The sequence below is a fragment of the Kaistella yonginensis genome (genome assembly GCF_030409525.1).
Taxonomy (GTDB): Bacteria; Bacteroidota; Bacteroidia; order Flavobacteriales; family Weeksellaceae; genus Kaistella; species Kaistella yonginensis.
Map to the genome: position 1 here is coordinate 52107 of NZ_JAUFQB010000060.1, position 13239 is coordinate 65345.

Sequence of the window (13239 nt, forward strand, 5' to 3'; positions counted from 1 at the left end):
GGCAAAATTAATAAGCTAGCCTCCTGCGCAACGTCTCCGACTTTGAGCAACCACAATCTCACTCCTCATAATTATTATACTTCCGAAATTCACTTGTTTTCGTAGTATCTATAATTAGTGGATCTGCCAGTTCTATTTGTCGCAATCCTTCACCACCACTATCCAAAATTAATTGCCTAAGAATATTTAAATTCCTGCGCTTTAAAATTGATACTGCAAGTGTAAACCGCCATAATAATTTCGGAAATTTCCGGGATAATAATAACGGGGCGCTTTGCCACCAAATCCTACCGCATTGGTCAGAATACTTGCGGCATATTTTTCATCAAAAATATTATTGATTCCAAAATAAATATGAGCTTCAGCACCGCCGAAAACAATCAATTTATAGGCGGTCTTTACGTTCACAACCTGATAGGAATCCGTGCGACCACTGTTGGAATCATTTAAATAAATTAGACCAACCTTGCGGGCATTCAAATAAAGATGAACGCCGAATCCTGTTTTCAAATCAAGTCCGTAATTTAGGGTGTAATTTGGAACGCCGGGAAGTTTATTTCCTGAAAAATCACCGTTATTATTTATGAAATTCCGAAATTCAAATTGATTTAAAGAGCCATTAAAAAAAGGATTCACACTAATATTTTCTGAAAGATTAAAACGGTAATTGGCTAGAAATTCTACTCCTTTTTGACTTGTTTTACCCGCATTTACGCCCACATATTGGTCTTCTGCAACGCGTTGTGCGACCAATAGATTTTCAATTTCAATAGTATATCCATTAATTTCTGTGTACAATTTATTTTTCAGCCAGTTCGCCTTAAAACCGATCTCATAGTTCGTACCGGTTTCGGGATTTAAATCTGTGTTAATGGTTCTTTCCGGGGTTAATGTTTCGGCAACGGTTGGAATAGAAAAACCTCTGCTTATGGATGCATAAAAATTTTTACCTTTTGATAGCTCGTAACTTGCACCCAATCTTGGTGAAAAAATCGGCTCGAATCTGTAATTTCCATTTTGATTAGAAATACCCGAATTAAAACGATCGGTGAGATTGTAGGAAGTTGTATTAAAATTAAAGCCCGTTTGCAGTTTAAATTTAGGATTAATTTCAAAATTAATTTGTCCAAATCCGTTGATAAAAGTCCTTTCCTGCTTATTTTCACTGATGCGGTCGCCCTGGACACTACCCTGCCCCGGGAAATTTTTATACAGATTTTTAAAATTTCCAGTTTGAAACCATTCGGTGTAAAATTCCCCGCCAAAACTGATCTCTGATTTAATGTTCAATATTTTACTAATCCAATTAAACTTTGTTCGCACCCCAGTAGAAATGCGATCCTCTTCCAAAATATCAAAAGGTCTCGGTTCATATCCATTTCTAAAACTGATGAATGTACTGGTTGTATTTTGCAGCTTTTCTGTCAGAAAATGGGTGTTAGACAAACCAAGTAATCCTCTATCGTAAGATTCATAGCCTTCTGATTGCGCCCAACTGAGATCGGCAGTGGTGGGACTGTTGATGAAATCATTATAATTGATAGAACTGGGAATAAAAGCTTTCAGTCGGGTGAAATTAGCGAGATAGGTTAAATTCGATTTTTTGTGAGCAGCAATATTTCCATTGATCACTACAGACTGTTTGCTCAACTTTCCGTTTTCTCTAAAGCCATCACTTGTCAAATTACTGAAAGAGGCAAAAAGACTGGCATTTTTCAGTGATAAGGCAGTTTCCGCCGTGTATTTTTGGGTATTAAAACTGCCTACCTGACCGCTGATCTTAACTTTATTCCCATCCGATATTTTCGATTGCGCCTATAAATTAATTGAACCTCCTAAACCGGCTCCAAAAATACTTGAAGTTGGTCCTTTTATAATTTCAATATGATCTAAACTTTCAGGATCAAAATCATCCAGGGTAAGTTCTCCTTCTGCCGTAGCGAGTGGAATTTCGTCGAAATAAGATTGGATTCGGTTGGTGCTGTATTGAGAGCGCGCTCCAATTCCTCTGATGGTAATTTTGTTGGTGTTTAATGCCCCTTGATTGATAAACAAACCGGGAGCCGTTCCTAGACTTTCCAAAATAGTTACTCCATCGGTACGGTCGAATTCCTTTTGACCAATTACACTAACGGCCGCCGGAATTTCTTGCAGATTTTGGGGAACCAAAGTACTTCTCAAAATGACCTCTGAAATGGCTATTGCTCTCCGTTGTAAATAAATTGCTTGAATTCCAGGTTTTGATTCTAAATTTATAGATCGATCAGCGTATCCCAAAGATTTAAGTGTAAATCGGCCCGGCAAATAGTTGCCATTAATAAAAAATAAACCGTCTTTCGATTTTGTTAATAAAGTATTGTTGAAAAAAATCTCCGCTTCAATAATATGGTAAATATCGGAAGCATCAACAATTTGAAATTGATTTTGTTGTGCTTCAACGATTGGTAAACCGTAGAGGAGAAAAAGAGCGCAAGTAATCCGTTTTAAAAAATCCATATGTTAATTTACCCCAATATTCTAGATTATTCCAGCAGCCGCATCACATTCCAGCAAATTTCTTCCTCAATTTGGAATGATTACTACTGGTTTTAATGCTGCTGAAATTAGTATGGATTAAAGATAGGGTTTATATTGAAAAATTAATATTTAGTTGCTCATCATTTGAATAATTCAAAAATGAAAAACTAGAACTCAACCCGCTGCGCGAAGTGTTCGGACTTCAACGCACACAAATCTTAAAACTTTGTCAAATTGAAAAAATCATTAATATCAATCCAAAAAAAATAGCGTTCCTACGGAACACTTACAAACAAATACAAATTTATTTCTACACCGATAAGATTCCTACGGATTATTGAAAATTGAATTTTAAATCTTAAACTTTGAATCTCCGCTGCACGAAGTTTCCCGACTTCGATGTTGCGGATTTGCAATCCATGACCATTAATTAAAACAAATCTAAAAAAATAAACTTTGTCTAAGTACCATAACCCTTCAAAAAACTTTGACAAAATAAAAAATCTATTTTATCAGCCGTTTTGCAGTTGCCATCATGGCTTCATAATGATCGTGGCTTTTACAATAAAAATTTGCATAAATAGTTTCGTAATTATTAGAATTGCAAGAATATTGATATTTAAAGGCGATATAATAAGTAGTTCTACTATATCCAAATTGTTTTGTAAGAATGGCTTTTATCTCTTTCAATCCATAATCGCAAGTTCCATTTTGAGGAAAATTCATTCTGATATACAGTTCATTATTTTTGGTGAAAAATTCAATCGAAGAATAAGTAAAACTGGTACTTCCTGTAATATTAAAAGAATATCTTGGATCTAGAAAATTGATTTTCGCAGATCTTATCCCTTTGTTTAGTGCGGCTGCCAATTCATCTACATTTTCGTAGTGATACTCGCTAACATCGGTGGAAGTTGTATTTGTTGAAGTTTTCGCAGCACTTTCTGGTATTTGTTTGTTTTCTTCGGCTTGTTCCCAAACATATTTTATTCCGGCATAATCACCACTTCTGACTCCAAAATAAATTTTGTAACCAATGTAATCTTTTAGTTCAAAATCAAAAACTTCCTTTGTGCCTTCATGAGACGTGATCGCTATTTTGCCATCATAAATTTTGTAATCGTACCTTGGTTTGGTTGCTTCATTATCCCCTTTTTTATAATAATAAACTTTTCCGTTGGGTGAAAAAGCCATATAAGTCCCTTGGTATTCTTTCGGAACGGTATAAAATTGAGTTTTAGATTCATACCGTCTCAAAAACCATTTGTTTTTAGAAATTTTTTCTATGGTTTCTTTTTCTGTTAATTTTTGAGCACTTAAATTTGGACTGCTCAAACAAAATAAAATTGCAAAAAATAGGATGATAATATTTCTCATATTCAATTGTTTTTTGGGTGGGAAATCAAAGTTAAAATGGTTTGAATCAAATTATACAATCAATAGCAAAAGTAGATTAATTCTATAATTAAATCAAAATTTAGTGGAATTTAAAATCAAATATACCATAAAATTTCGTTTAAATTGATGAAATTTTGAACCAACCAACCGATTTAAAAATTAAAAAGTACCTGTTTTACAAAGAAAAATCAGTGTTCTTGAAACCACAAAAAACCTTTCCAAAAAAAAGAAAAGAATATTAGATTTTATGTAATTTAGTTCTACCAATAATCACAAAACCAAATTGCCATGAAAAAATTACCATTGATGTTCTGCATGATTTTAGGATTTTCTACCATAAGTTATGCGCAAAGTGCCATTCCACAAAAAATAACCGACACAAGAAGTTCTGAACCAGAAAAAACTACAGGAAAAATCACAACTAAATCTGGATTAATTTATGAAGTTCTGAAATCAGGAAATTCCCAGAAGCCAACTATTCATGATGAAGTAGTTTATCATATCATCACAAGTTTGCCCAATGGAACCATTCTAAACGACACGTATAAAAGAGGAAAACCCGTAACTTCTAAAGTGAAAGAAGTTATTTCTGGTTTAAGTCAAGGTCTATTATTAATGGGAATCGGGAGCAAATACCGATTAACTATTATTCCAGATTTAGCATTTGGGGAGGAAGGTGGTTTAGGAAGAAGATTACCACCAAATACCAATATTATCTATGAAGTAGAATTGATGGAAATTCATAAAAAAGAAGCGACTTTTGATTATTCTGATATGCTTTATAGCAGATAGTAAGGTATATGATTTTCCATAATTTTCGTAAATATTCCCTCTCGCTATCAAATAACAAGAGGGTGGCGAAATTTCAAAGAAATTTTGACGGGGTAGTTTTTTAGAAAAAAAGTTTTTTCTTATTTAATCCGTTCGAGTTTCAACCGCTCTATTATCAAGCATTAAAATGCTAAAAATTAAACCTATTTTTACCACTACAATTATAAATTTTCCAAAATCATCTCCTTAAAAAAACACAAACTAAACCCCTTGAAAATCCTTTTAATCATAGGATTTGGCTATTTTTTTTGGTTGATGTTGAGAATTACTTTAGAATATATTCCATTTGATAAAGAAGCCAGTTTTTTGATGATAAAACAAACCGAAGTGCAAGGAAGACCAGAATATTTGTGGTTTTTCTATGCTCATGTTTACACCAGTATTTTTGTTTTAATGGCGGGATTTTTAGCGATTTTAAGGAAAAATTTTGGAATTAAAGATTTCCACAAAAGCGCAGGGAAAATCTATATTTTTCTAATTTTAATTCTTGCTGCTCCTTCTGGAATTTACATGGGGATTTTTGCCAATGGAAATTTCTTTGCTAAATTATCTTTCGTAATTCTGGGAAGTTTATGGTGGTTTTCTACCTTCAAAGCGTTTCAACTGGCGAGAAGTAAAAAATTTAAAGAACACAAAAAATGGATGTGGCGAAGTTTTGCGCTTACATTATCGGCGATCACATTGAGAATGTGGAAGGTTTTTATTGTATATTTATTCCACCCAAATCCGATGGATGTTTACCAAATCATCGCGTGGTTGGGCTGGATTCCCAATATTCTTTTGATAGAATTTTTAATAAGAAAAAAACTGATTTGAAATCGCCATTATTTAAAATTAACCTATTCAAAATGACCATTAAAACAATAAAAACACAAATATGAAAACTTTAAAATTAATCGCAATTGCGGCATTTGCACTTTCTCTCACGAATTGCACCAAAGGTGAAACAGTTGATGGAAATTCTTCCAAAGATTCTATGATTGTTGAAAAAGATTCTGCGGTAATTCCAGAAATTCACACCGAATATTATGGGATTTACACCGGAGAATTCGCGGGTTTGCAAATGGTAAAAGATGATATGGATGACCAAATGTACGAGGAAAATGTTTCCAAACGGCTATCTCTTAAAATCAACAGAATTACCAATGATAGTGTTTATGGACAAAGTATTGTGAACGGAAATCAACGTCCGTTTCGAGGAACTTTTAATGATGATTCTAAACTTTTCATTCTAGATGAACCTGGAGATGATAAAACCGATGGAAGATTTGAAGTTAAATTAAAATCCGACAGTTTAACAGGAAAATGGACTGCCTTCAACAAATCTGCAGTAAAAGCACCGAAAAAAACATTAAAATTGATCAAAAAAGAATTCGTTTACAATCCAAATTTTATGATTGATGAAGATTCTAATTTGATCGATTGGTCCAATCCGAAAGAATTTAAAGAAAAATACACCGACGAAGAAACCGGGAAAACCGAAACTTACACAACGTCCAAAAATAGAATTGCTTCTGATGCCGTTTTCAAAATAAACGCATCAAAACAAAAATTAACGGAAAAAGATTTGAAAAATTTAAGAAAATTAGATTTAGAAATCATCAAAAATTCTGTTTTCGCAAGACACGGCTACTCCTTTAAAAAAGAAACCTATCGATTTTTCTTTGAGCAAACGGATTGGTATATTCCGGTTTCCAATAATGTGGATGCAGACCTTTCTCATTTAGAAAAGGAAAATGTGGCTTTGCTGAACCGTTTTACCAAATATGCCGAAGATAAATATGATTCTTTTGGAAGATAATTTAGAGACCGGCGATATTTAACTAGCAGCAACTATTTAACCCACCAGTTATTTAAACGGCGCCTCAATTGGTTCACAAGAGGACCAATTGGTTTTGAAAATCTCCATTATTTCAACGTGGAAGCATATTTGTTGTGAAAAACACTCGATTATATTAATTCTAAAAAATTCAACATGATGTGGAAAGAAATTGATGGAAAGCTACAGCAGACTTTTAAGTTTAAAGATTTTCCCGAGGCATTTGCCTTTATAACTAGAGTGGCTTTTATTGCAGAAAGTCAACAACACCATCCCGACTGGTCAAATTCTTATAATAAAGTTACGATTAGTTTGTGTACGCATGACGCGGGTAGTCAAATAACAGAAAAAGATCATCAACTGGCCAAAGCGATTGATAAAATCAGAGCGTAAAAGTACAAGTCCCTATTTTATAATTCTCGGAATATCTGCGGAAAGCCGTGTCAGTAATTCATAATTTAAAAGATTGCTGTAGTCGCTAAACGAGGAAACCGAGAGTTGCTTTTCTGCCTGATCGCCAATTAAAACCACTTCGTCCCCGCGTTTGATTTGGTCTAAAAGCGTTACATCGATGACCATCATATTCATATTAATACTTCCGATCACGACACAGCGCTCGCCATTAATTAAAACCCTGCCGACATTGCTTAAACTGCGGCCGTAACCATGCGCATACCCTACGGGAACACAGGCGATTTTCATTTGGGCATCTGCCATAAAACTTGTACCGTAGCCTACAAATTCGCCCCGCTTCACTTTCTTAACACTCATGACGGAACTTTTCCAACTGATGACTCGTTTTAGAGGGTTCTCATTCTTCCTTTTGGTGTTATAGAAATTAACCAAAACTTCCGGACTTGGCCAAAACCCGTATTGCATGATGCCAATTCTAACCATATCCATTTGCGTTTCCGGATACATCATTGCTGCAGCGGAACAGGCAGAATGTCTTTGCTGCGGTTTTAAATTTTTAGCACAAAATTGCTGGTAGATTTCATCATAACGGTCGATTTGCTTTTTAATCCGAAAATAATTTGCGATACTTTCTGCGCCAGCAAAATGGGTACAAAGTCCTTTAAATTGAATAAAATCCGAATGCTTTTTCAGAAAATCCTGAACCCACTTCAGGTCAATCGAATTGAAGCCGGTGCGGTTCATTCCGGTTTCCACTTCAATATGAACGATGGCCTTTTTAGCCAGATTTTTAGCCACCGCCAAAGCGGAGATCAGTCGATTTTTTTCAAATACAAAAAACTCGACCCCGTTCTCTATAATCCATGGAAGATCTTCATCTGCATTAAGCCAACCCATAATCATCACCGTAGCTTTATCGCCAACGACTGCTTTTACTCTGCGTGCTTCCTGACTGTCGAACACCGAAAAGTGATGAACATTCTCTGCCAAAGCGATCTCTACAAAAGTTTCAATCGAATGTCCATACGCGTTTCCTTTTACTACTGACGAAAAAAGGACTTCTTTGCGGAAATGTTTCCTTAGAAAATTAATATTGGTTTTGTATGCTTTTGGATCAAGCTCCAGGTAAGAATTATTGTGCATCTATTAACTCGCTTATTTTAAAAAATATTTGGGCACCAGTTTCTGTAATTTCATCGGGCCAATCATAATCGGGATTATGAAGATTTGGAGTTTTTTTTCCACTTCCCAAACCAAACATCGCTCCTGCAAAATTTTCCGTAAAAATGCCAAAATCTTCGCCCCATTGAAACGGTGTTTCTCTTTCTATTAAATTAAAGTGAGAATCTCGTGCTGCTTGCCGAACAATATCTACCGCTTGGGGATTGTTTTCATTGGCGCTAAACCGCTGTGTCCAGAAAATTTCTGGTTGTAAATTGTATTTTTTTGCTGAGGCTATGGCGATCTGTTCCAACTCTTCTTCCAGCGCTTTCATTTCAACATTTAACGCCCGTCTGAACGTGTAGTGAACTTCACCGTAGCCTGCGGATATTCCATAATCTTCGGTGCCCATTGTTAGGTAAATCGGAGTCAACACGGTGAACTTCTCTTTCTTTGCATCAGGTTGATTTTTTTGATCATATTCCTTGATGATTTCAGCAAATGCAAGCGCGGGATTATCCCCATTTTCTGGTTCTCCCGCATGCGCGGTTTTGCCGTGAAGTTTGATGATGATTGAATTTACCGCACAAGTGAAGGTGTGATTTTTTACCACGATATCGTGAAAATCATAACCTGGAAGGTTGTGCAGGGCAAAAACTCTATCGGGATTTAAGGTTTTAAAACGCGTGTCATTGTAAATAGCAACGGCACCTTCGCCATTTTCTTCTGCCGGCTGAAAAAGTAAAATCACTTTCGTATGCTGCATTTTATTTTCTGCTAATTTTTTTGCGAAAGCGCACATGACAGCCATGTGACCATCGTGACCGCATTTATGTGAAATCTTTTTAAATTTGGATTGATGCGCGAACTCATTGACTTCCTGAATTGGTAGTGCATCCAATTCACAGCGAAACATAATGCTTTTTTTTACTTCTTCTGAGGGTTCATAAACCGCAATAACACCAGTGCCGTTACCCAAACCTTCCAATAATTCATCGGGTTGATATTGTTGTAAAAAAGTTGCAATTGTTTTTGAGGTTTCAAATTCCTGACCGGAAAGTTCAGGATTTTGATGAAGGTATTTTCGGAGCGCGTGAATATTGTTCATTCGTCTGTTTGGTTTAAAATTTAAGTCGATCATTAATCTTAATGGTTATAAAGTACGAAAAATAATAGAAATGTTCCTTACGATCAGTTCGTTTTAATTAAACTTTAACTTTTTAGGTATTGAAATTACATCCATTATCATTACAAAAAATGAGGAAGTAATTCTTTACATTAACTTAATTTCAGCTTTAAAATTAATGAAGAAAACGTACAATATCAACATTAATAAAACCCTACTTCGATGTTTTTTCACTGCTCTTTTTTATTTTTCTATTTTTGCACTCTTTAAAAAACTTTATTCGAAAGTATTGAAAAATTAAGACAACGATTCCGTTGAAAACCATATGAAATTAGTCCTCAACTTATTCGACTTCAACCAGAAAGTAAACTATAGAAATGAAATATTAGCCGGTTTGACTGTTGCTATGACCATGATTCCAGAATCGTTGTCATTTGCTATTTTGGCGGGATTTCCGCCGTTGGTCGGTTTATATGCTGCGTTTATTGCGGGCTTAATCACTGCTATTTTCGGCGGAAGACCGGGCATGGTTTCTGGTGGCGCGGGTGCAACGGTAATCGTTTTAATTGCACTGATGCGATCTGATGGACTGGAATATGTTTTTGCAGCAGTAGCGCTCGCCGGGGTGATTCAAATTTTAATTGGCTTATTTAAATTCAGCAAATTTATTCGATTAGTTCCACAACCTGTGATGTACGGTTTTGTCAATGGTTTATCGATCATTATTTTCATGTCGCAGCTCGATCAGTTTAAAGTACTTACGAATGGTCAACTCACTTGGCTTCAAGGGGAACCCTTAATGATTATGATCGGATTGGTTGCGTTAACCATTGCTATCGTGGTATTATTTCCAAAAATAACTAAAAAAATTCCTGCCTCTTTGGTTGCAATTATGGTGGTTTTTGCGCTGGTGGTCGTTTTGGGAATCAATACCAAAACAGTTCAGGATATTGCTTCCATCGAAGGTGGTTTTCCTCCATTTCATATTCCCAATATCCCATTTACGCTGGAGGCTTTCAAAACAATTCTACCGTACTCGTTAATTTTTGCAGCGGTTGGCTTAACAGAGGGACTTTTAACTCTGAATTTAGTAGATGAAATGACCGGTACCAAAGGAAACGGAAATCGTGAATGTATCGCTCAGGGAACCTCGAATATCGCAAATGGTTTCTTTTTCGGGATGGGTGGTTGCCCGATGATTGCGCAAACTTTGGTGAATCTTTCTGCCGGTTCACGTGCAAGGCTTTCTGGAATTATCGCTGCAATTACGATTTTACTTATTATTCTATTCGGGGCACCAATTATTGGTCAGTTGCCCATGGCAGCTTTAGTTGGCGTAATGATTATGGTCGCACTGGGCACTTTTGAATGGGCAAGTTTTCGGATTGTAAGAAAGATGCCACGACATGACATTTTCGTTCTTATTCTTACCGCTGCCATTACGGTTTTGCTTCATAATCTTGCGCTGGCGGTGTTGATTGGTGTTATTATTTCGGCCTTGGTGTTTGCCTGGGAAAGTGCTAAAAGAATCCGCGCCAGAACGTATATCGATGCAGCAGGAATAAAACATTACGATATTTACGGGCCGCTTTTTTTTGGATCTGTAATGGCTTTCTCAGAAAAATTTAAGATTGATGAAGACCCCAAGCAAATTATTATTAATTTTAAAGAATCCCGGGTCTCAGATATGTCTGCAATTGATGTTCTAAATACCATCACCAAAAAATACAGCGACGCTGGAAAAACCGTTCACCTTCAGAATCTAAGTGCCGACTGTGTGCGCCTTTTAAACAAAGCAGAAGCGGTAATAGAAGTCAACATCATCAAAGATCCCGAATATTTAGTCGCAATTGATTAATAGAGGGTGCCCCGAGAATTATAAATTTAAAAGTGAATTATTCTAAGGGTTAATTCCAGAAATAGGTCGATAAAAAATGGGCGACGCGATTCATATCTTGGCGCATAGAAAATGCGAGCAGGCATTTCAACTGAATAAGAATCGGCTCAAAACCATTGGCCAGTTTTAGAAATTCACGCTCTGGGATTATGCCATAGCATTTTCCTTGGTGCAAAAGATTAAGCGTTTTATCTCCCAGCTCCACCGATATATTGCCTACTTTCTTATAAAAAGTATAATCACTAATTTTCACAAAGCCATCTTCCAACATTTCGGAAATAAGTTTGCTAAAGAGTTTTTGTCCTTCTGGAGATAAATTCATAATACTAAAATTGCCATTGTAAAATTACAAAAATAGATTGAATGCGCATTTTAATGGTTTTAGTCCGTTTATTTCTGAATAATTAATATTGAAAATTCTTGTATATTGCATCTATAATTAAATCAAATGACGAAAGAAGAAATGCTTAACAAAGCCATAAAACTTGCCCAGAAAGCACATAAAGGACAGACCGATAAGTTTGGAACACCGTATATCGGTCATGTCATGCGCGTGATGAACGCAGGGAAAACCTACGATGAAAAAATGGTGGGCGTGTTGCATGATATACTCGAAGATTGTCCAGAAATAACCGAAGAAACTTTAAAAGAAGAAGGCTTTTCTGAAGAAGTGATTTTTGCCATTAAATGTATAACAAAAACGGCAGATGATATGGATTATACCGAATTTATTCGCCAAACTGAACAATCAGCGCTGGCGGTTTCAGTCAAAATAAATGATTTAGAAGATAATATGAATTTAACACGATTTACGCACACATTGACCGACCGGGATATGAAAAGACTGAATAAATATCTGACCGCTTATCTTTATTTAAAAGAAAAGTATTAATGATGCCCACGTACAAACGGTAGACTGAAAAACCGCCTCGATCAGGAGACGGTTTTATTTTAAGACGTTTAGTATTGATGTTGACTATTTGTAATTTACCGGCTGAAATCCTGCACCCATTTTCACCATCATATTCCAATCGCCTCCATGTGGACTTTTAGCGATGTCGTAGTAATTGATCAAATACTTATCCCCTCTTTTAACGATAATGGCCACTGGGATACTTAAATGCATCACACGATAAGGATATTTATTTTCTTTAAATTCAGACCATTTATTGCCTAAAAATATCGTTTTCACATATTCATCTCCAAGTCTTTCTTTCGCTAGACTATTCACTTTTGCGGCCGTAGCTGCATCGATCTTAACTCCTTTTGGCATTTCAACCGTTGGAGCAAAGTGGGCGCGTACATTGGTTTCAACATCAAATATTTGGTCTTTTAGAACGGTATAAGAGGCTTCAATTTTACGATTTACCACATCAGAAGATTTATAATCTTTATGTTTTCTAAAGATATTCTCCATGATACCATCAATTTTAAAACATACGATATATTTAACTATTGGATTAGTTTCTGTCTCATACTGAACAAATAGTTCAGTTACATAATAACGAAGATAGTCGATGGGCATTGCAGTTCGGGCTAAAGTTAGGGCTTGTTCTTTTCTTAGCTCTTGAGCATGTACATAAAGGTCTTCTGAAGGAGCAAAAAGTAAAGTTCCCGTTTTGGCATCAACAATTCCTTTCTGTTTGTCAGACAATTTATAGGCGTATTTGATTTCAAACTTACGGTTCTCAAACATCACTACTTGTACATATTTATGAAATGCCAAAGCACTTTGCGGATCGGCAATATATAGAGCAGTCCACGCATTTCTAAAGAATTCATCGTTTGTAACGACTACTTTCTCCCCAGTTGGAGATTCTACCGCCGTGTAAGGAAAAATATACTCAACTCCGGAAGGTTGTTTGGAAATATTTACTACTGCTAAAGTAAATTGTTCATTCCGGAACTTCTCTGATTCTTCATCGTGCAAATACCACAACTCTTTGTATTTATAATAAGGTTGATAAGGAAATGCTTCTGGATCAAATTGCTCGTAAGCGGCGTGTATTTCAGCAACAGATTTATTATACTTCGCTTCTACGGTTTGGTCAGAAGCTTTTGGATCGGCAGCGAGCG

Annotated in this window: 13 protein-coding genes; 6 read left to right on the forward strand and 7 right to left on the reverse strand. The window is 35.9% G+C overall.

Annotation, left to right across the window (positions count from 1 at the left end):
• Positions 1-201 precede the first annotated feature (201 nt).
• The 3 genes from QWY78_RS12915 to QWY78_RS12925 all read right to left on the reverse strand — a co-directional run bounded on the left by QWY78_RS12915 (position 202) and on the right by QWY78_RS12925 (position 3894).
• The gene (locus QWY78_RS12915; RefSeq protein ID WP_290220479.1) at positions 202-1650 is read right to left on the reverse strand and encodes a TonB-dependent receptor domain-containing protein; all 1449 of its coding nucleotides are present in this window, start codon (positions 1648-1650) and stop codon (positions 202-204) included.
• Positions 1651-1815: 165 nt separating this feature from the next.
• The gene (locus QWY78_RS12920; RefSeq protein ID WP_290220482.1) at positions 1816-2496 is read right to left on the reverse strand and encodes a TonB-dependent receptor plug domain-containing protein; all 681 of its coding nucleotides are present in this window, start codon (positions 2494-2496) and stop codon (positions 1816-1818) included.
• Positions 2497-3021: 525 nt separating this feature from the next.
• Positions 3022-3894 carry a hypothetical protein gene (locus QWY78_RS12925; protein WP_290220484.1) on the reverse strand — a complete coding sequence of 291 codons (873 nt, stop codon included), beginning with the start codon at positions 3892-3894 and terminating at the stop codon, positions 3022-3024.
• Positions 3895-4203: 309 nt separating this feature from the next.
• Between QWY78_RS12925 and QWY78_RS12930 the strand changes: the two genes are divergently transcribed.
• The 4 genes from QWY78_RS12930 to QWY78_RS12945 all read left to right on the forward strand — a co-directional run bounded on the left by QWY78_RS12930 (position 4204) and on the right by QWY78_RS12945 (position 6958).
• On the forward strand, positions 4204-4707 hold the full coding sequence (locus tag QWY78_RS12930; protein WP_290220486.1) for an FKBP-type peptidyl-prolyl cis-trans isomerase: 504 nt from the start codon (positions 4204-4206) through the stop codon (positions 4705-4707).
• A 249-nt stretch (positions 4708-4956) separates the two neighbouring features.
• Positions 4957-5562 carry a DUF2306 domain-containing protein gene (locus QWY78_RS12935; RefSeq protein ID WP_435389073.1) on the forward strand — a complete coding sequence of 202 codons (606 nt, stop codon included), beginning with the start codon at positions 4957-4959 and terminating at the stop codon, positions 5560-5562.
• A gap of 61 nt (positions 5563-5623) precedes the next feature.
• Positions 5624-6547, forward strand: a complete 924-nt coding sequence (locus QWY78_RS12940; protein WP_290220488.1) for a YARHG domain-containing protein — start codon at positions 5624-5626, stop codon at positions 6545-6547.
• A gap of 174 nt (positions 6548-6721) precedes the next feature.
• Positions 6722-6958: a 4a-hydroxytetrahydrobiopterin dehydratase gene (locus QWY78_RS12945; RefSeq protein ID WP_290220490.1), complete on the forward strand. Its 237-nt coding sequence runs from the start codon at positions 6722-6724 to the stop codon at positions 6956-6958.
• A gap of 12 nt (positions 6959-6970) precedes the next feature.
• Here QWY78_RS12945 and alr read toward each other — a convergent pair whose 3' ends face one another.
• Positions 6971-8122 carry an alanine racemase gene (gene alr / locus QWY78_RS12950; protein WP_290220492.1) on the reverse strand — a complete coding sequence of 384 codons (1152 nt, stop codon included), beginning with the start codon at positions 8120-8122 and terminating at the stop codon, positions 6971-6973.
• A complete protein-coding gene (locus QWY78_RS12955; RefSeq protein ID WP_290220494.1) occupies positions 8112-9248 on the reverse strand; it encodes an amidohydrolase in 1137 nt (378 codons plus the stop codon). The genes alr and QWY78_RS12955 overlap by 11 nt, the downstream gene beginning before the upstream one ends.
• Before the next feature lie 343 nt (positions 9249-9591).
• On the opposite strand from QWY78_RS12955, the gene QWY78_RS12960 reads away from it, so the two are divergent.
• Positions 9592-11124: a SulP family inorganic anion transporter gene (locus tag QWY78_RS12960; protein WP_290220497.1), complete on the forward strand. Its 1533-nt coding sequence runs from the start codon at positions 9592-9594 to the stop codon at positions 11122-11124.
• A 49-nt stretch (positions 11125-11173) separates the two neighbouring features.
• Here QWY78_RS12960 and QWY78_RS12965 read toward each other — a convergent pair whose 3' ends face one another.
• Positions 11174-11485, reverse strand: coding sequence for a hypothetical protein (locus QWY78_RS12965; RefSeq protein WP_290220499.1), 312 nt, complete (start codon positions 11483-11485; stop codon positions 11174-11176).
• 126 nt (positions 11486-11611) lie between these two features.
• On the opposite strand from QWY78_RS12965, the gene QWY78_RS12970 reads away from it, so the two are divergent.
• Entirely contained in the window at positions 11612-12055 is a 444-nt protein-coding gene (locus QWY78_RS12970; protein ID WP_290220501.1) for a phosphohydrolase, read from the forward strand.
• Between the two features lie 84 nt (positions 12056-12139).
• Here the strand turns inward: QWY78_RS12970 and QWY78_RS12975 are convergent, their stop codons facing one another.
• Positions 12140-13102, reverse strand: coding sequence for a hypothetical protein (locus QWY78_RS12975; protein ID WP_290220503.1), 963 nt, complete (start codon positions 13100-13102; stop codon positions 12140-12142).
• Positions 13103-13239 lie beyond the last annotated feature (137 nt).